Below are 23,352 nucleotides of genomic sequence, written 5' to 3'. Positions count from 1 at the left end.
AGAGAGGCGGCCGATCAGCCGCCTCCCGACCACTTGATGCCCGGCCCTGTCCCCGGGCCCCGCCGTCTACTGGGAGACGGGTGCCGACGGTGCGGCGGGAGGTGCCGGCGGCGCGTCCGCCGGGGGAGCCGACTGCTGGGGGGCCGGCGGCATCGAATCGATGATCGACCGCGGAGTGGAGTGACCGCCGGCCATGACCGCCAGAACAAGGCTCGTCAGCATGAAGCAGCCCGCCAGGACGGCGGTCGTGCGGGTCAACAGGTTCGCCGTGCCGCGGGCCGACATCATGCCGCCACCGCCGCCGCCGCCGATGCCCAGGCCGCCGCCTTCCGACTTCTGAACCAGCACCACGCCGATCAGCGAGATCGCGATCAGCAGGTGCACGACCAGAACCACTGCTTCCATGGTTCGGAAACCTTCTCTGAAAAGAAAACCATTCTCAAAAACCGATAAGCGCGCCAGCCGCCCCTTTCGGATGGGCTTGGCGCGCCTCCGGCCGATATTTACTAACTCGCCGCCGGTTTCGCTAGCGGCAAGTTTCCGCGATGGCCCAAAAATCGTCGGTGACCAGGCTGGCGCCGCCCACCAGGGCGCCGTCAACGTCCTCGACCGCCATCAGCTCCGCGGCGTTGGACGGCTTCACCGAACCGCCATACAGGATCCGCACCGCATCGGGACTCCCGGCCCGGCCGGCGAGCGTCCCGCGGATATGGGCATGCACCTCGGCCACGTCGGCGGCGGTCGCGGTCTTGCCCGTGCCGATCGCCCAGACCGGCTCGTAGGCGATGACGGTGTTCGCGGCATCGGCGCCCGAGGGGAGCGAGCCCGCGATCTGGGAGGCGACGACGTCCAGCGCCTGCCCCGCTTCCCGCTGCTCCAGCGTCTCGCCGACGCAGATGATCGCGACCAGACCGGCGGCGTGGACGGCGGCGGCCTTGGCCGCGACCAGGGCGTCGTCCTCGCCGTGGTTCTGCCGCCGCTCGGAGTGCCCGACGATCACGAAACCCGCGCCCGCGTCGGCCAGCATCGCGGCGCTGACGTCGCCGGTGTGGGCGCCCGATTCCTTCGGATGGCAGTCCTGCCCGCCGACCGCGAGCGGAGTGCCGGCGACTGCGCCCGCGACCGGATTGACCAGGGTGGCGGGCGGGCAGACCAGCATGTCGAATCCGACGGTCCCGGCCGCCGCCAGCCGGCGGGCCAGGTCGGTCGCCAGTTCCAGCCCGGTGGCTTGGAGGCCGTTCATCTTCCAGTTTCCGGCGATCAGCTTGCGGCGTGCGGGCATGGGCTCCATCTCGTCGTGGGTTGCATGGTATGTGGAATGCTGTCTAGCAAGTGCCGGCCGCCAATTCCACAACTGCGCTCATCCGCGGTGGCGGCGGAGATTGCCGCGGGAAATCCTCTGTTGCCGCTGTGTGTACCGGCTCCTATGATGCCGCGCCATCGGCGGCGGCGCCGTCGCAATGTCATCATAGTTGCCGGTTCGACCGGCCCCGCTTTCAAGACGTTGGAACATGCTTCAAGCCCTGCGCAGCACCGTTGGTTCCTGGGTCGTCAAGATCCTGTTCGCCCTCCTGATCCTCAGCTTCGCGGTATGGGGTATCGGCGACATCTTCCGTGGCCGGACCGACACCACCGTCGCCGAGGTCGGGGACGTGAAGATCTCCACACAGGAGCTGGACAATGCTTTCCGCCAGGAACTGAACAGGCTGCGCCAGATGCTGGGGGGGCAGATCGACGCCGAGCAGGCCCGCCAACTGGGCCTGGTCGACCAGACGCTGGAACAACTCGTCCAGCGCACCCTGCTGAGCCAGGCGGCCGACGAGGCCGGGCTCCGGGTCAGCGACCAGCTGGTGCTGAACGAATTGCGCGAGGAGCCGGCGTTCCGGAACCAGCTCGGCCAGTTCGACCCCGACCAGTTCCGCCGCGTGCTGGCCGCCAACCAGCTGACCGAGGAAGGTTACGTTCAGATCCTGCGGGCGGAGATCAAGCGGACCCAGCTGGTCGGCGCGGTCGCGGCGGGCGCCCAGGCCCCGGCGCCGCTGGTGGAGGACCTGTTCCGCCGGCAGGCGGAGCGTCGCGTCGCCGAGACGATCCTTGTGCTCAACGCCGCCATGGGCGATGTCGGCGTGCCCGACGATGCCGCCCTGGCCTCCTTCCACCAGGAGAAGGCGGTCCGCTTCACGGCGCCGGAGTTCCGCACGCTGACGGTCGGCCTGCTGACGGTCGACGACGTCGCCGACGAGATCGCCGTTTCCGACGAGGATCTGCAGGCCGCCTACGATGCGCGCGCCGCCGAGTTCCAGACGCCCGAGCGCCGCACCGTCGATCAGGTCCTGGTCGAGGACGAAGCGACCGCGCGGAAGATCGAAACGGCGCTCAGCCAGGGCCAGAACCTCGATGAGGCCGCTGCCGGCGCCGGCGCCGAGGTGCTGACGCTCAACAGCCTCGCCCGCGAGGACCTGCTGGGCGAACTGGCCGAGCCGGTGTTCGCCCTCCAGGAAGGGGCGGTCGGCGCGCCGGTCCAGAGCCCGCTCGGCTGGCATATCATGCGCATCAAGGACATCGAGCCGGGCAGCGTTCAGACCTTCGAGCAGGTGCGGGATACCCTCGCGGCCGAGCTGAAGCGCGATCGCGCGGTCGACCAGGTCTACGAACTGGCCAACAAGGTCGAGGACGAACTGGCCGGCGGCGCCGGCATCGAGGACACGGCCCAGCGGCTCGGGCTGCGCGTGACCCGGGTGGAAGCGATCGACGCGACCGGCCGGCGGCCGGACGGCGGCGCGGTGGAGGGTCTGCCGGGCGCACAGCAGGTCGCCCAGGCGGCCTTCGCCCTTCAGCAGGGCGGCACCGGCAACCTGACCGAGGTCCAGGGCGGCGGCTATTTCATCGCCCGGGTCGATGCCATCACCCCTGCGGCGCTCCGCCCTCTCGACGCCATTCGCGACGAGGTGGTCGCCGCCTGGCAGGCCGAGGAGCGCTCCAAGCTGGCGGCCAAGCGTGCGGAGGAAGTGGTCGAGCGCCTGCGGGCCGGCACGCCGGCCATCGAGGCGGCTTCCCTGGTGCCGGGCGCCATCGAGGGCGTGACCCCGCCCCTGACGCGCGCTGGCCGGGAAACCGGAGGACTGCCGCCCGCGTCGGTCCAGCAGCTTTTCGAGATGACCCAGGGGGAGGTCGCGGTGGCGCCCACCCAGGACGGGCAGTTGGTCATCCGCCTGCGCGACATCCAGCAGGCCGATCCGGCCGCGTCGGAACCCCAGGTGGCGCAGCTTCGGCAGGGAGTGCAGCAGGCCATGGCGGGAGACCTATTGGCCCAGTTCACCGACGCGCTGCGCCAGAGCCATGCGGTATCGATCCACCAGTCCACCATCGACTCCATGTTCCAGCGGAACTGACCGATCATGAAGGCCCTGCCCGCCCGTCCCGGCTTCGTCGAAACCTATGGGGCCGGCCGGCCCCAGGTCGTCTGGACCACCCTGGTCAGCGACCTCGAGACCCCGGTTTCGGCCATGATCAAGCTGGCCGACGGCCAGACCAACTGCTTCCTTCTGGAATCGGTGACGGGCGGCGAGGTGCGCGGCCGGTACTCGTTCATCGGGCTGAAGCCTGACCTGATCTGGCGTTGCCGGCGCGACAAGGTCGAGATCAATCGGCGGGCCCGGTTCGACACCGCGGCGTTCGAGCCCACCGACGAGCCGCCGCTCCAGGCGTTGCGCTCACTCCTGGCGGAGAGCCGGATCGACCTGCCGGCCGAACTGCCGCCCATGGCGGCCGGATTGTTCGGCTATCTGGGCTACGACATGGTCCGGCTGATCGAGCGGCTGCCCGACGACAACCCGGACATGCTCGGCATCCCCGACGCGATCCTGATGCGGCCGACCATCATCGCGGTGTTCGACGGGATCCAGAACCAGATCACCCTGGTGACTCCGGTCTGGCCGGCTGCCGGCCTGGATGCCGAGGCCGCCTACGACCTGGCCCTGGAACGGCTGGGCGACGCCATCTCCGACCTGGAGCGCAACCTGCCCTACCGCCGCGAGGCGACGGCGGTGACGCGGTCGCTGCCGGAGCCGGTCTCGAACACCACGCGGGAGGAATACCACGCGATCGTCGAGCGGGCGAAGGAGTACATCCGGGCCGGCGACGTGTTCCAGGTCGTGCCCTCGCACCGGTTCAGCGTTCCCTTCGAACTGCCGCCCTTCAGCCTGTACCGGGCCCTGCGGCGGCTGAACCCGTCGCCGTTCCTGCTCTACCTGGATTTCGAGGATCTCAGCATCGTCGGCTCCAGCCCGGAGATACTGGTGCGGCTGCGCGACGGCAAGGTGACGATCCGCCCGATCGCCGGCACCCGCAAGCGCGGCGCCACGCCGGAGGAGGACAAGGCCCTGGCCGCCGACCTGCTGTCGGACCCCAAGGAACTGTCGGAGCACCTGATGCTCCTGGACCTGGGCCGCAACGATGTCGGCCGCGTGGCCGAGATCGGTTCCGTCACGGTGACGGAACGGATGGTGATCGAGTACTACTCCCACGTCATGCACATCGTTTCGAACGTGGAAGGAACGATCGACCCGCAGCACGATGCGCTGGACGCCCTGTTCGCCGGCTTTCCCGCCGGTACCGTGTCCGGTGCGCCGAAGGTCCGGGCGATGGAGATCATCGACGAGCTGGAGAAGGCCCGGCGCGGGGTTTATGGCGGCTGCGTCGGCTATTTCGGCGCGAACGGCGCCATGGACACCTGCATCGCGCTGCGCACCGCCGTGCTGAAGGACGGCATGATGCATGTCCAGGCCGGCGGCGGCGTGGTCGCCGACAGCGATCCGGAAGCCGAGTACCAGGAAACGGTCAACAAGTCCCGGGCGCTGATCCGCGCCGCGGAAGAGGCCGTCAGGTTCGCCTCCTCGCGCTGACGCGGCCGGCGGAAAGCCGGCCGCGTCCCTTCGCGCGATCGCCCGCGCCGGTCAGGCCGCCGACGCCATGCCGCCGAAATCGAACCCGGCGCCTTCGACCGCATCCTTGACGGCTTCCGCCGACAGGTTGCCGTCCACCGCGACGGTGCCGGCCGCCAGGTTGACCTCGACTTTGGCCTGCCCGTCCTTGGCCGTGATGGCATTGGTGACCGAGCGGGCGCAGCCGCCGCAGGTCATGCCGGACACCTTGTATTTCGTGCTCATGGTTCTCTCCTTCATGCTTTCGGGTGGATCGTGGGCACCGGTTCAGCCGTTGGGCTGACGGTGTTTCAAGACGGCGCTGACGGGGACCAGCGCGAAGCCGCGCGCCGCGACGGCCGGAAGCCATTGCGTCAGGGCTTCCACGGTTGCGTCGTGCGGATGGCCGATCGCTATGGCGTAGCCCTGCCGCTTGGCCACGGCCTCGACCTTGGCCAGGCTCGCCCGCACCGCGGCAGGGCTCATGTCGTGGTCCAGGAAGACGTCTCGGCCGATGGTCGGCATCTGCAGTTCCCGGGCGACGCTGGAGGCGATGCTGCGCGTCGTGGTGCGGCTGTCCAGGAACATCAGCCCGCGCCGGTGAAGCTCGGACAGGACGGTCCGCATCCCCGACCGGTCCTCGGTGAACCGGCTGCCCATGTGGTTGTTGATGCCGATATACCCATCGAACGCTTTCAGGCCCTGGTCGAGCCGGCGCAGCAGCTCCCCGCTGTCGGCGCTCACGGTCATGGCGCCCGGCCCGGGATCCATGTCGCCGCCCTGGGGCTCCATCGGGATATGGACCATCAGCTCGTGTCCGGCCGCGCGGGCCGCCCGGGTCTGCCGGGGCAGGTCGTTGGCATAGGGCAGCCAAGCCAGGGTGAGCGGTCCCGGCAGTCCGACGACGCGGGCACTCCGCTTGCGGTCGAGCCCCATGTCGTCGATCACGATCGCGATCATGGGACCCGAATGGGGTGCCGTGAACGGCAGTGCGTTCTTCAGCCATGCCGGCGCCCCGGGAGCCACCGCCGCGGGCGGAGCGGCGGGCGCCAGGGGCGCCGGCAGCACGGCGGCCAGGATAGGCGGGATCGGAAACGGCTTGACTGCCGGAGCCGGCGGCAGAGGGGCCGGGACGGCTTCGGCGGGTCCGGAAAGGCGCGGCGGTTCGACCGGCGGCGTCTCGATCCGCGGAACGGTCGGGCGCACGGGGCCGGGCCGGATGGTCGCGACCTGCGCCGGGGGTCGCTCCGGCTCGTGCTGGTACAGGAAGCCGAAGATCGCGCCGGCGCCGAAGGTGGCGGCGATCGCCGCCCCGGCGAGGGCGACCGGCCTGATGCGGCCGCGCAGCGCCCTCAGCGCGGGTTCCCTGGATGGGGATCTTGGCCGGGCACGCCGCGGTTTCGGCGGTCTTGACTTGGGAGATGCCATGGATCAGGCGCAATGCTCCGACGACGCGGGAGTCGCCAGCGATTCGAGGATGGGGCAGTCCGGTCGGTCGTCGCCGTGGCAGCGCTCCACCAGCGTGAGCAGCGACTCGCGGATACCGTGGAGTTCGGCGATCTTCGCGTCGATCTCCGCGATGTGGCCGCGCGCGAGCGCCTTCACGTCGGCGCTGGCCCGGCTGCGGTCGCGCCACAAGGCCAGCAGGCTGCCGACGTCCCGGACGGAGAAGCCCAGCGAACGGGCGTGCGACACGAAGCGCAGGGTCTGGACCTCCTCCTCCGTGTAGACGCGATAGCCGTTGGCGCTGCGGCCTGCCGACGAGATCAGGCCGATGCTCTCGTAATAGCGGATCGTCTTGGCGGGCACGCCCGACCGTTTCGAAGCCGTTCCGATGTTCATTGACCATGTTTCCCATTCGACAGCGCGTTACGATCGGTCGTGATCGTTAACGGATCGTTACTCAAGTGTCCCGGGCGTCCCGCCCCAGACTCCGATATGGGGCTTCCAGTGGTTGGAAGGTCAAGGCCCGACCCTATGAACCCGTCCGCGGCCCAAGCGGCGCGCTGGAAATCCGCGGGCGCGCCTTGTAGGGTATCGGCTCGCTGTTTCCCATTTGTTTGCCGCGGATTGCCGCATGCTGCTGCTGATCGACAACTATGACAGTTTCACCTACAACCTCGTCCATTTCCTCGGGGAACTGGGCGCCGAGATCGTGGTGAAACGCAATGACGCCCTGACGGTGGCACAGGCGCTCGATCTGCGCCCTGACGGCATCGTGCTGTCCCCCGGTCCATGCGACCCAGACAAAGCTGGCATCTGCCTGGACATGATCACGGCGGCCGCCGAGCGGCGCCTGCCGCTGCTGGGCGTCTGCCTGGGCCATCAGGCGATCGGGCAGGCCTTCGGCGGGCGCGTGATCCGGGCGCTGGCGCCGATGCACGGCAAGATCAGCATGATGAGCCATTCCGGCAAGAGCGTGCTGGCGGGATTACCGTCGCCCTTTCCCGCGACCCGCTACCATTCCCTGATCGTCGAGCGCGAGACCCTGCCCGACTCGCTTAGCGTGACGGCTGAGAGCGAGGACGGCCTGATCATGGGACTGATGCACCGCGAGTTGCCGATCCACGGCGTTCAGTTCCACCCCGAAAGCATCGCGTCCGAGAACGGCCACGCGCTGCTGGCGAACTTCGTCCGGATGACCGGCGCCCCGGCGGAGCGCGCTGCATGACGGCGGACATGTCGGACATGAAGGCGATCCTGGCCGGCGTCGCCGCTGGCCGTCGCCTCGGCGAGGCCGAGGCCGAGCTTGCCTTCGACATCATCATGTCGGGCAACGCCACGCCGGCGCAGATGGGCGGCTTCCTGATGGCGCTGCGGGTGCGCGGGGAGACAGTGGAGGAGATCACCGGCGCCGCCCGCACCATGCGGGCGAAGGCGGTGCCGATCAAGGCCCCTCCCGGCACCATCGACACCTGCGGCACCGGCGGCGACGCGTCCGGCACCTACAACATCTCGACCGCGACGGCCTTGGTGGTCGCCGCCTGCGGCGTCCCGGTCGCCAAGCACGGCAACCGCGCGGCGTCGAGCAAGTCCGGCGCCGCCGACGTGCTGACCGCCCTGGGCGTGGACATCGAATGCGAGATGGCCCTGGTGCAGCGGGCGCTCGACGAGATCGGCATCTGCTTCCTGATGGCGCCGCGCCACCATACGGCCATGCGCAACGTGGCGGGAACGCGGGTCGAACTGGGTACCCGTACCATCTTCAACCTGATGGGGCCGCTGTCGAACCCGGCGGGCGCGAAGCGGCAGCTTCTCGGCGTATTTTCGAAGGAGTGGCTGGAACCGGTCGCCCAGGTCCTGGCCCGGCTGGGATCGGAAACTGCCTGGGTCGTGCACGGTTCGGACGGCCTGGACGAGCTGACCACCACCGGCGCCTCCCATGTGGCGCAGTTGAAGGACGGCGTGGTCACCCGATTCGACATCGAGCCGGCCCAGGCCGGGCTTCTGCTGTCCAGCCCGTCCGACCTGAAGGGCGGTGACGCCGCGACCAACGCCGAGGCGCTGAACGCGGTTCTCGCGGGCGCCCACGGGGCCTATCGGGACATCGTGCTGTTGAACAGCGCCGCCGCCCTGCTGGTCGCCGGCAAAGCCCCCGACCTCGCCGAGGCCGTGGCCCTCGGCCGCGGCGCCATCGACAGCGGGCGTGCGCGAACCGTGCTCGACCGCCTGATCGCCATCACCAACAGCGGAGGCTCGGCATGAGCGACGTTCTGACCCGCATCTGTGCCGACAAGCGCGCCCATGTCGCGGCGAGGCGCTCGGAGCGCAGCTTCGCCGAGATGGACCGCGCGGCCCTGAAGGCCGACCCGCCGCGGGGATTCACAGCTTCCCTGCGGCGGAAAATGGCTGCCGGCGACTATGGCCTGATCGCAGAAATCAAGCGAGCATCACCCAGCAAAGGGTTGATCCGACAGAATTTCAACCCGACCGAATTGGCGGTGGCCTATCAGGCCGGTGGAGCGGCGTGCCTGTCCGTCCTGACCGACATCCCGTACTTCCAAGGCCAGGATTCGTTCCTGGTGGAAGCCCGGGCCGCCTGCGAATTGCCGTGCCTTCGCAAGGACTTCATGCTTGATCCTTACCAGGTGGTTGAAGCCCGGGCGCTGGGCGCCGACTGCATCCTGCTGATCATGGCGGCGCTCGACGACGCAACGGCCCGCGAGCTGGCCGAAGTGGCGGCCCGCTACGGCATGGATATCCTGGTCGAGGTCCACAACGGTGAGGAGCTCGACCGCGCACTTGATCTTCCATGTGAACTGATCGGCATAAATAACAGGAATCTGAAAACCTTGGCTGTCGATCTTGCCGTCACGGAAGAGCTGGCTGCCCGGGTGCCCGCGAATCGCCTCCTGGTCAGCGAGAGCGGCCTTTACGGGCCTGCCGACCTGGAGCGGATGGCCAGGGTCGGCGCCCGCTGTTTCCTGGTGGGCGAAAGCCTGATGCGCCAGACGGATGTCGCTGAGGCCACGAGGACCTTGCTTAGCCGCCGGGCTGCCGCATGACCGGCGGCGGCTTCACGCATTTCGACGCCGAGGGGCGCGCCGTAATGGTCGATGTCTCGGGCAAGGACGAGACGGAGCGGACGGCGACCGCCACGGGATCCGTCTTCATGGAGTCGGAGACCCTGGCCCAGATCATGTCCGGCGGGGTGAAGAAAGGCGACGTGCTATCCGTCGCTCGGCTCGCCGGCATCATGGGGGCCAAGCGGACGCCCGACCTGATACCGCTGTGCCACCCGCTGGCGTTGACCTCGGTGAAGGTCGACCTGATCTGCGACCCCGATCGCAACGCGGTTGACATCACTGCGACCTGCAAGCTGAAGGGCCGAACCGGCGTGGAAATGGAAGCTCTGACGGCCGTTTCGGTCGCGGCGCTCACCGTCTACGACATGTGCAAGGCGGTGGACCGCGCCATGACCATCGGCGACGTGCGCTTGGCTCACAAGGCCGGCGGCAAGAGCGGCGAGTACGGGACGCCGCGATGATCTCCGTCGCCGAAGCGCGCTCCCGAGTCCTCGCCGCCTTCTCGCCGCTGCCGGCCGAACTGGTCGGATTGACCGAGGCGCTCGGCCGCGTGACGGCGGAGGACGTGACCGCCCGGCTGACCCAGCCGCCGGTTTCCATGTCGGCGATGGACGGCTACGCCGTGCGTTGCGCCGACGTGGCGCAGATCCCCGTGAAGCTGCGCCGCATCGGGGAGGCTCCGGCCGGGAACGCCTTCAAGGGACATGTCGGTCCGGGAGAGGCGGTCAGGATCTTCACGGGCGCCCCGATGCCCGAAGGGGCCGACGCCGTCGTCATCCAGGAGGATACCGAGTCGGACGGTGCCACTGTAACCGTCCTTCGGTCTGTCGGTCGCCACCGGCATGTCCGGCTGGTCGGAATCGACTTCCGGCAGGGCGAAGTCGGCATACCGGCCGGACGCATGCTCACGGCGCGGGACATCGGGCTCGCCGCCGCGATGAACTGGCCCTGGCTCCGTGTCCGGCGCCGCCCCCGCGTCGCGATCCTGGCGACCGGTGACGAGATCGTGCTTCCCGGCGAGCCCCTGGGGCCGGACCAGATCGTCAGTTCCAACGCCTTCGCGCTTGCCGGCCTGATCACGGCGTGCGGCGGCGTCCCGGTCAACTTGGGCGTCGCCCTGGACACGCCGGAGTCGCTGGCTCGTCTCGTGTCGGGCGCCGAGCGGGCCGACATCCTGGTGACCTCCGGGGGCGCGTCGGCGGGCGAGTATGATCTCGTGCGCGGCGTGCTGGGCGACCGCGGAATGGACCAGGATTTCTACAAGATCGCCATGCGGCCGGGCAAACCGCTGATGTTCGGGCGACTGGGCGACGTGCCGGTGCTCGGCCTGCCCGGCAATCCGGTGTCGAGCCAGGTCTGCGCCATCCTGTTCCTCAGGCCGGCGCTTCGCCGCCTGCTCGGGCTTCCGGCGGAGGAAGGACCGCGCCGCACCGCGGTGCTGGGCCGTCCGGTCAAACAGAACGACCAGCGCGAAGATTATCTGAGGGCATCCCTGAATGTCGGCCCGCACGGCGAACTGGTCGCCAACCCCTTCGATTCGCAGGACAGTTCACTGCTGACGGTGCTTGCCCGGGCCGACTGCCTAGTGGTCCGCCCACCCTTCGCACCTGCCGCATCGGCCGGCGACACTGTCGAATTTCTTTCCCTGGGCGGCGGAGTCCTGAGTCTCTAGGTGACCGGACCTGCCGGACAAGGGTAAAATTGTTCAGCGAATGCTTGACGCCTTTCGCGAACCAAACTAGAACATAGATTAATGTTTTTGTTTTGTTCTGGACCGGTTGGTCCCGCGCGCAGGGGGCGTAGATGCTGACACGTAAACAATACGAGCTTCTGCTCTTCATCAACGACCGGCTGGGCGAAGGCGGGGTTTCGCCCTCGTTCGACGAGATGAAGGATGCCCTCGGACTGAAGTCGAAGTCGGGTATCCACCGGCTGATCACGGGGCTGGAGGAGCGCGGGTTCATCCGCCGCCTCCCGCACCGCGCCCGCGCGCTCGAAGTGCTCCGGCTGCCGGAAGGCGCGGAAGCGGGCTCGGCTCGCCAGCAGCAGCGCGCGCCCGACCGCCCGAAGTTCCAGCCCAACGTCATCAAGGGCGACTTCACCGGCGCCCTGGCCGGCCGCGAAGCCAGCATCGATGCCGAGGCCATCCAGCTTCCGCTGTATGGGCGGATCGCCGCCGGTACGCCGATCGAGGCCCTGCGCGACAACAGCGCCATGATCAACGTGCCGGCGACGATGCTGCCGCCCGGCGACCATTACGCTCTGGAAGTCGCCGGCGACAGCATGGTCGAGGCCGGCATCCTGGACGGCGACACCGTCATCATCAACCGGTGCGAGATGGCCGACAGCGGCACGATCGTGGTGGCGCTGATCGACGAGCACGAGGTGACCCTGAAGCGCCTGCGGCGCAAGGGCCAGACGGTGGCGCTGGAGCCGGCCAACCCCGCCTTCGAGACCCGCATCTTCGGCGCCGACCGGGTGCGAGTCCAGGGCCGGCTTGTTGGCCTGTTGCGACGCTACTGAAGCAAAGCGGCAGTTCGCTGCCGTGAAGGGGCGGACCGGGGAGCCTTGCGAGGCTCTCCGGTCCGCCCTTTTCATTTACGAATGCGCCTTAATCTGGTCCACGATGCGCCACATCCCGCGCGAACGATGCTGGCTGGACCGCTGCATGGAATTCTCCCGACTCTTCCGGATCTACCAGGAGCATGTCGAGAACCAGATCGAGGGCTGGTTCTACAATCATGACATCCTGCTGTTCTGGCTGATCGACTTTATCCAGAAGCAGGGCGGCTTTCGCGGCGACACCTGCGAGCTTGGGGTCTACAAGGGCAAGTCCGCGATCGCGCTCGGCCTGCTGGCGCGCGCCGACGAGACCGTGTTCTGCTTCGACGCCTTCCATGAGGTTCCCCAGGCCGTGGCCGAAGCGAATATTCTCCGGTGCTGTCCTGAACTCGGAAAGAGGCTGGTCTGCATCGCCGGGGACCTGCGGCATCTCGAGGGGCCTCCGGGCATGATCGAGCGGGGTGGCCTCCGCTTCCTCCACCTGGATGCTGTCCATGACCATCCCTCGGTCCTGAACGACCTGAACAACTTCACGCCCCTGCTCACCGGCCACGGCGTAGCCGTCCTGGACGACTGTTTCGATCCGGAATGGCCGGGCGTTCCCACGGCCATGGCGGAATTCTGCCTGTCGCCGGAAGGCCGCCATATCCGCCCCTTCGCGGCGTCGCGAGCCAAGATGTACCTGTGCGCGCGCCACATGGTCCGGACGTACCAGCGCTGCATCGTCACGAGCGGGCTGATCAGAGACATGTCACTGGAGCGCGTCCTGGACGGATCGGTGCTGCGCTGCTTCACCAACTGGCCGGCACCGCCCGAAACGCTGCTGGCGCAGCTTGATGAAGGCTAACAAAAAGCCCCCGGAAACCATTGGTTTCCGGGGGCTTTTTTGGTGAGCGCGCTGGGGTTCGAACCCAGGACCTACTGATTAAAAGTCAGTTGCTCTACCAGCTGAGCTACACGCTCTCAGGGTCGGGGCGGAACATAGGGGCCGGGACCCTTCCGGTCAACCTGCATTTACCCTGATCCATCCCTTGGTCCCGTCAGACCTTGAGGGTCTGTACGCGCTTGGTCACGTCGCCCGCGTCCTGGGCGAATCGCGCGGTGAGCCGTTCGGCGACCCGGGGCGAGACGAAATGCGTGATGTCGCCTCCCAGACGGCCGATCTCCTTGACGAAACGCGAGGAGATGAACTGGTGGCGGTCGGACGCCATCAGGAAGACGGTCTCGACCTTGGGATTCAGGCGGGCGTTCATGCCGGCCATCTGGAACTCGTATTCGAAGTCCGATACCGCCCGCAGGCCGCGGATGATCACCGAGGCGTTCATGTCCACGGCGAAGTGCATCAGCAGGCTGTCGAACGGCCTCACCTCGATCTTCGTGCCGTTCGGCTTCAGGGCCGCGATGTCTTCCTCGACCATCGCGACCCGCTCCTCGGTGGAGAAGAGCGGACCTTTTCCGGCGTTACGGGCGACGCCGACGATCAGGTGGTCCATCACGCGGGAAGCGCGCTGGATGATGTCCATATGGCCGTTGGTAACCGGGTCGAATGTCCCGGGATAGACGCCGATCCGTTTGCTCATCTGCCGCTTTTTCCCTTCACGTGGGGCCGCCCTTCGCTCTGGCGTCCCCTGCACCGATCGTTGGTCCGCCGATCATTCGGACGACGCATCGTCGCCCCCGCTCACGGCGGTCTCCGCTTCCGCCTCCTCGGTCAGCCAGGCGACCGAGACGACCCGCTCGCCCTGAGCCACCCTGAACAGGGTGACGCCCTGGGTTTTGCGGCCTGCGATCCGGACATCGTGGATCGGCATCCGGATCATCTGCCCTCCATCCGTTACCAACATGACTTGATGGTCATCCGTGACGGGGAAAGTAGCGACGACCGGACCATTGCGCTCGTTCATCTCGATATTCCAGATGCCCTGACCGCCCCGACCGGTCACCCTGTACTCGTAGGAGGAGGTGCGCTTGCCGAATCCGCGCTCGGAGACGGTGAGGATGAACTCCTCCTTGCGCCGCATCTCCTCGTAGCGCTCGGGCGACAGGGCGATGCTGGTCGAAACCTCGGCGTCGGGATCGGGCGCCTCGTCGCTCGATGCCTCCTCCCCGGCTGCCCGGCGCTCGGCGTTGGCTTGGCGCAAATAGGCGGCGCGTTCGTCGGCGTCGGCGTCGACATGGTTCAGCATCGACATGCCGATCACCTCGTCGCCGTCGGCCAGTCGGATGCCCCGGACGCCGGTGGAGGTGCGGCCGCTGAAGATCCTGATGTCGTCGACCTGGAAGCGGATGCACTTGCCGCCGCGCGTCGCCAGCAGCACGTCCTGGTCGACCGTGCCGGTGCGCACCGCGATCAGCCGCTCGCCTTCTTCCTCCAGCTTCATGGCGATCAGGCCGTTGGCCCGGATGTTGGTGAAGTCCGATAGCTTGTTGCGGCGGACGTTGCCCTTGCTGGTGGCGAAGAAGACGCACAGGTCGCCCCAGGTTGCCTCGTCCTCCGGCATCGGCATGACGGTGGAGATCGTCTCGCCGTCGACCAGCGGCAGCAGGTTGATCAGCGCCTTGCCGCGCGCCTGCGGCGTGCCGAGCGGCAGCCGCCAGACCTTCAGCTTGTAGACCATCCCGCGCGAGGAGAAGAACAGCATGGGCGTATGGGTGTTGGCGACGAACAGGTCGTGGACCGTGTCCTCCGCCTTCATGCTCATGCCCGAGCGGCCCTTGCCGCCCCGCTTCTGCGCCCGGTACGTGGAGACCGGGACCCGCTTGATGTAGCCGGAGTGGCTGACCGTGACGACCATGTCCTCGCGCTGGATCAGATCCTCGATGTCGGACTCGAACTCCAGTTCCATCAGGGCGGTCCGCCGCGGGGTGCCGAACCGCTCCTTCATCTCCAGCAGCTCGGTCCGCAGGATCTCCAGCAGCAGGGTGCGCGACGCGAGGACTTCGAGATAGTACGCGATCCGGTCGGTGACTTCGCGCAGGTCGCCGCCGATCTTGTCGCGCTCCAGGCCGGTCAGGCGGTTCAACCGCAGTTCCAGGATGGCTCGGGCTTGGGCCTCGGACAGGCGGTACGTTCCTTGCGGGCTGACGCCCCTGCCCGGCTCGTCGATCAGGGCGATCAGCGGAGCGACGTCGCCGGCCGGCCAATCGCGGGCCATCATCTCCTCGCGCGCGACGCCGGCATCAGGCGCCCGGCGGATCAGCGCGATCATCTCGTCCAGGTTGGCGACCGCGACCGCCAAGCCGACCAGGGTGTGGGCCTTCTCCCGCGCCTTGCCCAGTTCGAACTCGGTCCGGCGGGTGATGACCTGCTCGCGGAAGGCGACGAAGGCGGAGATGATGTCCTTCAAGGTCATCGTCACCGGCCGGCCGCCGTTGAGCGCCAGCGCGTTGACGCCGAACGAGGTCTGCAGCGGCGTGTAGCGGTAGAGCTGGTTCAGCACCACGTCGGCGACGGCGTCGCGCTTCAGCTCGATCACGACCCGCACGCCGTCGCGATCCGATTCGTCGCGCAGATCGGAGATTCCCTCGATCGTCTTGTCATGGACGACCTCGGCGATCCGCTCCATCATGCGGGCCTTGTTGACCTGATAGGGCACCTCGTTGATCACGATCGCCCAGCGGTCCTTCCGGATCTCCTCGATCTCGGTCTTGCCGCGCATCACGATCGAGCCGCGGCCGGTGTGGTAGGCCTGCCGGATGCCGGTCTTGCCCATCACCTGGGCGCCGGTCGGGAAATCCGGACCCGGCACATGCTCCATCAGATCTTCGATGGTGACATCGTTGTCGTCGATATAGGCGCAGCAGGCGTCGATCACCTCGCCCAGGTTGTGGGGAGGAATGTTGGTCGCCATGCCGACCGCGATGCCGCCGGCACCGTTGACCAGCAGGTTCGGGAAGCGCGCGGGAAGGACGTCCGGCTCGGCCGAGGATTCGTCGTAGTTGGGGTGGAAGTCGACGGTATCCTTGTCGATGTCGTCGAGCAGGCTTTCCGCCGCCTTCGCGAGTCGCGCCTCGGTATAGCGCATGGCCGCGGGCGGGTCGCCGTCCATCGATCCGAAATTGCCCTGCCCGTCGATCAGCGGCAGGCGCATCGAAAAGTCCTGGGCCATGCGGACCATGGCGTCGTAGATCGCGCTGTCGCCGTGCGGGTGGTACTTACCCATCACGTCGCCGACGATACGGGCGGACTTCTTGTAGGGCTTGTTGCTGTCGTAACCGCCTTCCTTCATCGCGAACAGGATTCGGCGATGCACCGGTTTCAGACCGTCGCGCACGTCGGGAAGGGCGCGGCTGACGATCACGCTCATGGCGTAATCGAGATAGCTGCGCCGCATCTCCTCTTCGATGGTGACCGGCGAAATATCGGAAGGCGGAGGTGTGAGATTGGCGGTCAAAAATCGATCTCAGGTTCAGGTTAAACGATGACTGCGGGCAAGATCACCAGGCACCGCCCGATGATTTGGACACCCGTCATATATAAGGTGGGTGTACCAGTTTTTGCAGACGCTAACAATGCGTTACACCTTGGCCCGCGTTCCGGGCGAGCCTTGGACGGAGCCGGACCATAGCGCATGGGGCGTCCCCAGCATATCCCGGCTTCACGCCCGTGACAGCAGGTGGAATCGGACAGACAGCACGGTAACGGAGAAGATGCTGGCGATCAGGATCCCCTCGAGCAGCCCCGCGACGCCCCGGCCGGCCCACAGCGTCAGGGCGGCCGCCAGCGGGATCATGATCCCGTAGTAGGAGAAGAAGTGCAGGACCGTCGGGACCCAGGCGTCGCTCTGGCCGCGCAGCGCACTCGCCATGACCACCTGCCCGCCGTCCACGATCAGGATCAGCGCGCTGAAAGCGACGAGCGGCACGGTCAGGGCGAGCATTTCGGGATCCGCCGTGAAGAGGCCGCCGATGCTTCGGGGCAGCAGCGCGAAAAGCACCGCGAATACCGCCAGGATCAGTGTCGTGACGCCCAGCCCGGTCCAGCCCGCCACCATGATCTCGCGCCGGTCGCGCCGGCCGTAGGCGACTCCGACCCGAACCCCGGTGGCGGTCGCCAGCCCGACGGCGGTCATGAAGGACAGAGCGACCAGGTTCAGCAGAATCGTGTAGGCGCCCAGATCGAGCGGGCCGACCATGCCGGCGAACAGGCCGAGGATGGAGAAGGCGCTGCTTTCGAGCGCCAGGCTGATCCCGGCGGCATAGCCCAGCCGCCGCTGGTGCGCGGCACCGCTCCACCACCGGGTGACCTTGCGGCGGATGCCGTAGCGGTCCCGGTCGGACAGATGCCAGACATAGGCCATCAACGACAGCGCCAGCATCCAGCGCACCCCCGTGGTCGCCCAGGCCGACCCCTCCGCCCCCAGCGCCGGGATGCCCCAGGCACCCCACACCAGGATGATGTTGAACGGGATGTTCAGGAGGTTGGCGGCGATCATGGCGATCATGCCCGGCACCGGCCGCTTCAGCCCCTCCAGGAAGAAGGCCGTCGTGGTGTAGAGCATGGCTGCCGGGATGCCGGCCGCCAGCACGAGGAACACGCCGGCACCGCCCCTCGCCAGGTCGGGGTCCTGCCCGGTCAGCCGGAAGAAGCTTTCGCCGCCCAGGCTGAGCAGGGCCGCGCCGATGCCGAGCAGAAAGGCATAGGGCAGCGAACGTCGCCAGATCGGCCCGCATGCCTCCGGCTTCTCCGCCCCGACCGAGTGGGAGGTCAGGATCAGGGTGCCCAGCAGAAGTCCGATGCCGGCGGTCACCAGCATCTGGGCTGGCAGCGTCCCCAGCCCCAGATAGGCCAGTTCCTGGGAGCCGTAGCGGCCCACGATCAGGATGTCGACAGCCGACATGACCATCAGTCCGGCCCGCGCGACGATCACCGGCACGGCCAGCCTCAGCAACTCGGTGATGTGATGGCGCAGGGCGACCCTGCGGCCCCCGCCCTCCTGATCCATGGTGGTTATGATTGCGTCTCCAGCCGATGCGGTGCCCAGAAAAACGGCACCTAGCGGACCCTGTCAAGATTCCCGCAGACATGGCGGGGTTGCGGCATCACTGCACGCTGTCGTCGCACCCCCTGCCTCCGATGGCCCTACCCGCTTGATCCATGACGACGCCGTTGCGCCGCATGGAACATCCGCCCGGACGCGGTGTTCCCTTGGCGAATACCAATCAACTTCGGAGACGACAAAAATGACGAAGCTCAACCGTCCGGATCGCAAGGCCCGTCCGTTCATGATGGCTGCCGGCGCCCTGGCGTTGGTTACCTTGCTTGGAGCCTGCAACACGCTCGAAGGCTTCGGTCGCGACACCGAGCGCGCCGGCGAGGCCGTCCAGGACAGCGCCAAGTAACGGTCGCCCGACCAGGCTTCGCGACGATAATCCTGTTGCCGGTCCGGGACTTTTCGCCTGCCCGAAGGTTGATGAAAAGTACCCGGACACAGCAAGGAAACCATGATCATGCGCTTTGAGCTTACCGGTCCGCCGGGAGAGGATCCCAACCAGCCGGATAACCCGCCGTCGGAGGTGCCGCCCGAGGCGGAGCCGACTCCGGAAATTCCCCCGATGCAGGATCCGCCGCCCGACGTTCAGCCGCCGACCAGGGCCTGAACAGGCTCTGCCGCACGGGATCGCGATCGGACGTCAGCCAGTACGAAGATATCGCCGACACTGTCACCATGGTGCGGCGCGCAGCGCATACGGTCTAAATCCATGTGTATAGTACTTGGGAGGTAGTTAACGCTGCTCTACCATTTACGATACTTTAGGTATTGGGGCGGCCTAATGTAGCGAAGCAACGTACTGGTCTGGCGAGGATTGACCGTGAAGCAGGCTGCCCTGTACCAAAAAGTAGAGCCTGAGGCCCAGCCCCACCCGGAAGTTCTTTACGGGGTCGATGAGCCCGGCTGGTCGCCGCGTCGGCGCGTGGTGACCATTCTCGCCGCGGCGCTCGCTTCGTGGGGGCTGGTCATCGTGGCAGGGTACGGACTTTACAGCCTGTTCTTCTGAGCCGCGTTGCGTCCGAAGCCCCGCTACGCGCAGAGCGTCCGGGACGGACGATCACCCCTTTGACCGCGTCGAACGGAAAGGGGTGACTGCCCAGCGATGGTGATCAGACCGAGCTGATCGCCTTCTCGACGAGCTGGCCCAGGTGCTGGGTCCGCTTGGTCAGGCTCTGCAGCACCGAAGAGATTTCCGCGGTCGCCGCAGCGGTCTGGCCGGACAGGTTCTTCACCTCGCCCGCTACGACCGCGAATCCCTTGCCGGCTTCCCCGGCGCGGGCCGCCTCGATGGTGGCGTTGAGCGCCAGCAGATTGGTCTGCTTGGCGATCGCGTCGATCTGCTGGGCGACGGTTCCGACCTTTTCGATCTCGCTGCGAAGACCTTCCAGTTCCCGGCTGATTTCCTGCAGGGAAGCGGACAGTTCCTGGCGGCTCAAGGTGCCGGCGTTATCAGAGGCGCTGAGTTCGTTGCCATAGGACATGGAAAGACACCTGGAGTTGAGTTATCGGGTCCGCGTGGCGGCACGCGACGGCGGACCATCTCGCAGGATTAAAGCAGACTTTCCTAAATTTTCGTGAGTCCGCCTTGTTCCGGCTCCATGCGACTTTTCGGCGGGTGACGAGCCGCCGCCGGGTGCTATGGTGCGGTCCGCTGCCGGACGTCGGCAGCGGATCCCGACAGCAGACTCCAAGCAGCGTTATGATACTGACACCCATCGACACTTCCGATCTGCCCGCGGTGATCGACCGTTTCGAGCAGGGTCTTTCCGGCCGGCCGCTGGCACTCGCGGCTTTCCGGCGAATCGCCTCATCGATCCCGCCCGGCGGGAGACTCGGGGACCCTGCGGAGCAGCGGGCCCAGGCCGTGGCGCTGGCCGCGGCGCTGGGGATCGAAACCCTGGACGAGGCGCCCGCCGAGGCCTTCAGCTGGACGGGCGGCGGATCCGAACCCGCAGCGAGCCGTCGGTGGTGATCCACGAGATCGCCCATTGGCAGCTTTGCGCCCCGGAACGGCGCTTCCTCTACGACTTCGGTCTTGGCGCCGGACCGGAGACGGGACGAGTCGCCGAGGCCGACGCGGTCACGGCCCTGTCGGAAGAGGAGCGCCAGGACGAGGAGACGCTGACGTCCCTGCTTGGCATCCTGTGGGAAGCCGAACTCGGTCAGCCGGCCATGTTGGCCTTCCTCGAGCAGAACTGGATGGAAGGATACGACCGCCCTGCGACACCGGCCCATTTCGACCGGATCCTGAACCGCCTGCACGCCGGCGGATTCATCGACGACCGGGCAAGGCCGCTTCCCGTCGCGCGCCGCGCCGGACAAGTGCTCTGAAGTCCCCTGCGCCATCCGGTCACTGGAATATTCCATCCGTTTCGACTTCTATGATGATCCGAGGCCATGACTCCCGCGGTACAGCGCTGGAGCGAGAAACAGGGAGACGTTTGCCGATGGAACGGCTGACACCGAGGGTGGGCATTGGCCAGATAGCCCCGCACAAGCCGGTCCGCGTTCCGCAAGGCGGGCGCCCCCTCATCGACCTGTCGCTCAGCCACAACGCCCTGGGACCAAGCCCGAAATCGATCACCGCCTACCGTCAGGCGGCCCAGAACCTGCACCGGTATCCCGACGGCGAGCACACGGCGCTGCGCGCGGCGATCGCACGCCGTTACGACATCGGACCGGACCACATCACCTGCTCGAACGGGTCGGACGAAATGATTCAGATCGTCACGGAGGCCTATGCCGGCCCGGGCGACGAGGTGCTGTTCCACCAGTACGGCTATCACGGCTTCATCAAGGCGGCCCGGATGACCGGGGCCACGCCGGTGATCGCGGCCGAACGCGACCTGGCGGTCGACGTGGAGGCCCTTGCCGAACTGGCCGGCGACCGGACGAAGATCGTGTTCCTGGCCAACCCCAACAATCCTACCGGCTCCTATGTCCCGTCGGAGCAGGTGCAGCGGCTGCGGGCCGAACTGCCGGCGCACACCTTGCTGGTGCTCGACAGCGCCTATGCGGACTATGTCCGCCGCAACAATTACGATCCCGGTTTCGACCTGGTGAACGAGCACGACAATGTTCTGATGGTCCGCACCTTCTCCAAGCTCCACGGGCTGGCGGGCCTGCGGATCGGCTGGGCCTACGGCCCGCCGGCGATCATCGAGACGCTGGACCGGGTCAGGTCGCTCTACAACGTCGGACTGCCGGCGCAGGCCGCCGCCGCCGCCGCGCTCGGCGACCTGGAGCACGAGGAGGCGACGCTTGCCCACAACGACGCCTGGAGCGCCTGGCTGTCCCATGAGCTACGGTCCATAGGCGTGCGGGTCTACCCCAGCGTCTGCAATTTCCTGCTGGTCCGGATTCCGCCGGATCCGACCATGAGCATCCCGATGCTGTCGCAGCACCTGCTGGACCACGGCATCCTGGTGAAGTCGCTGAGCCACTACGGCCTGCCGGACTGCATGAGGATCACGATCGGCACCGAGGAGGAGAACCACGCGCTGATGGACGCATTGCGCGAGGTGCTGGACTGATCTCGGGACCGGCTTCCGGAACGCCGCGTCACAGGGAAACCTTTCGGCGATTTAATGTTGCCGCAAGGAGACGGTAAGGCTGATCCCGCTAGAACGCCGTCAATGCCGCCCGTGGCGGCTCCCGATTCGTTCAGCCAGGAGCCTTGAATGGTCCCGCTTCCTCCGGTCACCCGCTCTCCCGTCCGTCCCGTTTCCGCCGCCCCCGCCCTCGCCCCCGCTCTCGCCGTTCGTTTCCGCAGGGCGACCGCCGCCTTCCTGCTGGGCACCACGATCCTGTCCGGCGCCGTCTCCGCCGTGCTTCCCGCCGACGCCATCGCCGCCCCGGTATCGGTGCCGGGCGTGTCGCAGGAGCTGCCGGGCAGCTTCGCCGACCTGGTGGACCGCGTCATGCCCGCCGTGGTCAACGTCTCGACCGTCCAGGGCGGCAACGCGGCTCCCGAGCAGCGCGGTCTGCCCGGGATGCCGGAGTTCCCGCCCGGCTCGCCCTTCGAGGAGTTCTTCCGCCAGTTCCAGGAGCAGCAGCGCGGTTCCCGTCCCCGTGCGGAGCGCCAGCAGGCGCAGGGGTCCGGCTTCATCATCGACGCGGCCGGCTACGTGGTGACCAACAACCACGTGATCGACGGCGCCGACGAGATCAGCGTGACCCTGCATGACGGCTCCAGGTTGGACGCCAAGCTGGTCGGGCGCGACCCGAAGACCGACTTGGCGCTGCTGAAGGTCGAAGCCGGCAAGCCGCTGGCTTATCTGGAGTTCGGCGACAGCGACACCGCGCGCGTCGGCGACTGGGTGATCGCGATCGGCAACCCGTTCGGTCTCGGCGGCACGGTGACCTCCGGCATCGTCTCCGCCCGCGGGCGCGACATCCAGGCCGGACCGTACGACGACTTCCTGCAGCTCGACGCCTCGATCAACCGCGGCAATTCCGGCGGTCCGACCTTCGACATCCATGGCCGCGTTATCGGCATCAACACGGCCATCTTCTCGCCCAACGGCGGCAGCGTCGGCATCGGCTTCGCGATCCCGTCGAACCTGGCCAAGGGCGTCATCGCCCAGCTGCGCGAGAACGGCACGGTCAGCCGCGGCTGGCTGGGCGTGCAGATCCAGCAGGTCACGCCGGAGATCGCCGACAGCCTCGGCCTGGGCCAGCCCAAGGGCGCGCTGGTCGCGGACGTCACGGCGAACAGCCCGGCCGCCAAAGCGAAGCTGGCGGCGGGAGACGTGATCCTGGCGCTCGACGGCCGGCCGGTCGACACGATCAAGGATCTCACCCGGATGGTGGCGGACAGCAAGACCGGCTCCACGGTGAAGCTCGACATCCTGCGCCGGGGCAAGCGCGAGACCGTCGACGTCACGCTGGACGCCATGCCCGACCAGCCCCAGGTCGCCGCGGCGACCCAGTCGCCGGACCAGCCGGGAGCGGCACAGACCGACACCGTCCTCGGCCTGACCCTGTCCTCGATCGATGCGTCCGGCCGGCGCCGCTTCGGCCTGTCCGAAGGCGTCGAGGGCGTGCTGGTGGTCGGGCTGGAGGATGCCGGCAGCGGGGTGAACCTGCGTCCGGGCGACGTGATCACCGAAGTCGGCAACGAGCGGGTCGCCGCCCCCGCCCAGATCGCGGCGAAGGTCGAGGAGGCCAGGGAGGCCGGCCGCGGAGCCGTGCTGCTGCGGGTCAACCGCCAGGGCACCGAGCAGTTCGTGGCCGTTCCGATCAAGAAGGCGTGATCATGGTCAAGGGCTTCGGGGGACCGTCCCCGGACCACCGCTCCGCTCCTTCCGGGAGGAGCGATCCTCCTGGCGAGCGGTCCCCGATCGGCTA

General features: G+C 67.5%; 25 protein-coding genes and 1 tRNA gene. 16 read left to right on the top strand and 10 right to left on the bottom strand.

Annotation, left to right across the window (positions count from 1 at the left end; genetic code table 11):
• Nucleotides 1–66 precede the first annotated feature (66 nt).
• Entirely contained in the window at nt 67–405 is a 339-nt protein-coding gene (secG, locus tag DPR14_RS13015; protein WP_158045528.1) for a preprotein translocase subunit SecG, read from the bottom strand.
• 121 nt (nt 406–526) lie between these two features.
• The gene (gene tpiA / locus DPR14_RS13010; RefSeq protein ID WP_158045527.1) at nt 527–1,282 is read right to left on the bottom strand and encodes a triose-phosphate isomerase; all 756 of its coding nucleotides are present in this window, start codon (nt 1,280–1,282) and stop codon (nt 527–529) included.
• 229 nt (nt 1,283–1,511) lie between these two features.
• Between tpiA and DPR14_RS13005 the strand changes: the two genes are divergently transcribed.
• Nucleotides 1,512–3,392, top strand: coding sequence for a peptidylprolyl isomerase (locus tag DPR14_RS13005; RefSeq protein WP_158045526.1), 1,881 nt, complete (start codon nt 1,512–1,514; stop codon nt 3,390–3,392).
• 6 nt (nt 3,393–3,398) lie between these two features.
• Nucleotides 3,399–4,904 carry an anthranilate synthase component I gene (gene trpE / locus DPR14_RS13000; protein ID WP_158045525.1) on the top strand — a complete coding sequence of 502 codons (1,506 nt, stop codon included), beginning with the start codon at nt 3,399–3,401 and terminating at the stop codon, nt 4,902–4,904.
• Between the two features lie 51 nt (nt 4,905–4,955).
• Here trpE and DPR14_RS12995 read toward each other — a convergent pair whose 3' ends face one another.
• Genes DPR14_RS12995 through cueR form a run of 3 tightly spaced genes read right to left on the bottom strand, consistent with a single transcriptional unit; the run spans nt 4,956 to nt 6,764 of the window.
• A complete protein-coding gene (locus tag DPR14_RS12995) occupies nt 4,956–5,168 on the bottom strand; it encodes a heavy-metal-associated domain-containing protein (RefSeq protein WP_158045524.1) in 213 nt (70 codons plus the stop codon).
• A 42-nt stretch (nt 5,169–5,210) separates the two neighbouring features.
• On the bottom strand, nt 5,211–6,350 hold the full coding sequence (locus tag DPR14_RS28720; protein ID WP_158045523.1) for a divergent polysaccharide deacetylase family protein: 1,140 nt from the start codon (nt 6,348–6,350) through the stop codon (nt 5,211–5,213).
• Nucleotides 6,351–6,353: 3 nt separating this feature from the next.
• Nucleotides 6,354–6,764 (bottom strand): Cu(I)-responsive transcriptional regulator, encoded by a 411-nt coding sequence (cueR, locus tag DPR14_RS12985; protein WP_158045522.1) that lies wholly within the window; start codon nt 6,762–6,764, stop codon nt 6,354–6,356.
• Nucleotides 6,765–6,999: 235 nt separating this feature from the next.
• Between cueR and DPR14_RS12980 the strand changes: the two genes are divergently transcribed.
• The 7 genes from DPR14_RS12980 to DPR14_RS12950 all read left to right on the top strand — a co-directional run bounded on the left by DPR14_RS12980 (nt 7,000) and on the right by DPR14_RS12950 (nt 12,857).
• On the top strand, nt 7,000–7,593 hold the full coding sequence (locus tag DPR14_RS12980) for an anthranilate synthase component II (protein ID WP_158045521.1): 594 nt from the start codon (nt 7,000–7,002) through the stop codon (nt 7,591–7,593).
• Entirely contained in the window at nt 7,590–8,627 is a 1,038-nt protein-coding gene (trpD, locus tag DPR14_RS12975) for an anthranilate phosphoribosyltransferase (RefSeq protein WP_158045520.1), read from the top strand. The genes DPR14_RS12980 and trpD overlap by 4 nt, the downstream gene beginning before the upstream one ends.
• Entirely contained in the window at nt 8,624–9,427 is an 804-nt protein-coding gene (gene trpC / locus DPR14_RS12970; RefSeq protein ID WP_158045519.1) for an indole-3-glycerol phosphate synthase TrpC, read from the top strand. The genes trpD and trpC overlap by 4 nt, the downstream gene beginning before the upstream one ends.
• Nucleotides 9,424–9,909 carry a cyclic pyranopterin monophosphate synthase MoaC gene (gene moaC, locus DPR14_RS12965; protein ID WP_158045518.1) on the top strand — a complete coding sequence of 162 codons (486 nt, stop codon included), beginning with the start codon at nt 9,424–9,426 and terminating at the stop codon, nt 9,907–9,909. Before trpC ends, moaC begins: the two co-directional genes overlap by 4 nt.
• Nucleotides 9,906–11,120: a molybdopterin molybdotransferase MoeA gene (locus DPR14_RS12960; protein ID WP_158045517.1), complete on the top strand. Its 1,215-nt coding sequence runs from the start codon at nt 9,906–9,908 to the stop codon at nt 11,118–11,120. The genes moaC and DPR14_RS12960 overlap by 4 nt, the downstream gene beginning before the upstream one ends.
• 131 nt (nt 11,121–11,251) lie before the next feature.
• Nucleotides 11,252–11,971: a transcriptional repressor LexA gene (gene lexA, locus DPR14_RS12955; protein WP_158045516.1), complete on the top strand. Its 720-nt coding sequence runs from the start codon at nt 11,252–11,254 to the stop codon at nt 11,969–11,971.
• Nucleotides 11,972–12,116: 145 nt separating this feature from the next.
• Nucleotides 12,117–12,857 carry a class I SAM-dependent methyltransferase gene (locus tag DPR14_RS12950; RefSeq protein ID WP_192499462.1) on the top strand — a complete coding sequence of 247 codons (741 nt, stop codon included), beginning with the start codon at nt 12,117–12,119 and terminating at the stop codon, nt 12,855–12,857.
• Nucleotides 12,858–12,897: 40 nt separating this feature from the next.
• Here the strand turns inward: DPR14_RS12950 and DPR14_RS12945 are convergent.
• The 4 genes from DPR14_RS12945 to DPR14_RS12930 all read right to left on the bottom strand — a co-directional run bounded on the left by DPR14_RS12945 (nt 12,898) and on the right by DPR14_RS12930 (nt 17,955).
• Nucleotides 12,898–12,973, bottom strand: a tRNA-Lys gene (locus DPR14_RS12945).
• Between the two features lie 77 nt (nt 12,974–13,050).
• A complete protein-coding gene (gene coaD, locus DPR14_RS12940) occupies nt 13,051–13,590 on the bottom strand; it encodes a pantetheine-phosphate adenylyltransferase (protein ID WP_158045514.1) in 540 nt (179 codons plus the stop codon).
• A gap of 72 nt (nt 13,591–13,662) precedes the next feature.
• Nucleotides 13,663–16,344 (bottom strand): DNA gyrase subunit A, encoded by a 2,682-nt coding sequence (gene gyrA / locus DPR14_RS12935; RefSeq protein WP_246149263.1) that lies wholly within the window; start codon nt 16,342–16,344, stop codon nt 13,663–13,665.
• A gap of 264 nt (nt 16,345–16,608) precedes the next feature.
• Nucleotides 16,609–17,955 carry an MATE family efflux transporter gene (locus DPR14_RS12930; protein ID WP_158045512.1) on the bottom strand — a complete coding sequence of 449 codons (1,347 nt, stop codon included), beginning with the start codon at nt 17,953–17,955 and terminating at the stop codon, nt 16,609–16,611.
• Between the two features lie 238 nt (nt 17,956–18,193).
• Between DPR14_RS12930 and DPR14_RS12925 the strand changes: the two genes are divergently transcribed.
• From DPR14_RS12925 to DPR14_RS12920, 3 genes are all read left to right on the top strand, one after another.
• Nucleotides 18,194–18,352, top strand: coding sequence for an entericidin A/B family lipoprotein (locus tag DPR14_RS12925; protein ID WP_158045511.1), 159 nt, complete (start codon nt 18,194–18,196; stop codon nt 18,350–18,352).
• 102 nt (nt 18,353–18,454) lie between these two features.
• Entirely contained in the window at nt 18,455–18,610 is a 156-nt protein-coding gene (locus tag DPR14_RS27420) for a hypothetical protein (protein ID WP_192499461.1), read from the top strand.
• Between the two features lie 213 nt (nt 18,611–18,823).
• Nucleotides 18,824–19,009, top strand: a complete 186-nt coding sequence (locus DPR14_RS12920) for a hypothetical protein (RefSeq protein WP_158045510.1) — start codon at nt 18,824–18,826, stop codon at nt 19,007–19,009.
• 103 nt (nt 19,010–19,112) lie between these two features.
• On the opposite strand, the gene DPR14_RS12915 is transcribed toward DPR14_RS12920, so the two are convergent.
• Complete coding sequence (locus DPR14_RS12915) at nt 19,113–19,484, bottom strand: methyl-accepting chemotaxis protein (protein WP_158045509.1); 372 nt, start codon at nt 19,482–19,484, stop codon at nt 19,113–19,115.
• 218 nt (nt 19,485–19,702) lie between these two features.
• On the opposite strand from DPR14_RS12915, the gene DPR14_RS12910 reads away from it, so the two are divergent.
• The 4 genes from DPR14_RS12910 to DPR14_RS12895 all read left to right on the top strand — a co-directional run bounded on the left by DPR14_RS12910 (nt 19,703) and on the right by DPR14_RS12895 (nt 23,258).
• A complete protein-coding gene (locus tag DPR14_RS12910) occupies nt 19,703–19,975 on the top strand; it encodes a hypothetical protein (protein ID WP_158045508.1) in 273 nt (90 codons plus the stop codon).
• The gene (locus DPR14_RS12905; protein ID WP_158045507.1) at nt 19,972–20,334 is read left to right on the top strand and encodes a hypothetical protein; all 363 of its coding nucleotides are present in this window, start codon (nt 19,972–19,974) and stop codon (nt 20,332–20,334) included. The genes DPR14_RS12910 and DPR14_RS12905 overlap by 4 nt, the downstream gene beginning before the upstream one ends.
• A gap of 116 nt (nt 20,335–20,450) precedes the next feature.
• Nucleotides 20,451–21,536 (top strand): histidinol-phosphate transaminase, encoded by a 1,086-nt coding sequence (hisC, locus tag DPR14_RS12900; protein WP_158045506.1) that lies wholly within the window; start codon nt 20,451–20,453, stop codon nt 21,534–21,536.
• Between the two features lie 147 nt (nt 21,537–21,683).
• A complete protein-coding gene (locus DPR14_RS12895) occupies nt 21,684–23,258 on the top strand; it encodes a DegQ family serine endoprotease (RefSeq protein WP_158045505.1) in 1,575 nt (524 codons plus the stop codon).
• Nucleotides 23,259–23,352: the final 94 nt, after the last annotated feature.

It is taken from the genome of Skermanella pratensis, assembly GCF_008843145.1.
Lineage (GTDB): Bacteria > Pseudomonadota > Alphaproteobacteria > Azospirillales > Azospirillaceae > Skermanella > Skermanella pratensis.
Note: the sequence above shows the minus strand (reverse complement) of the source record. Positions and strands in the feature narration are given on the sequence as shown.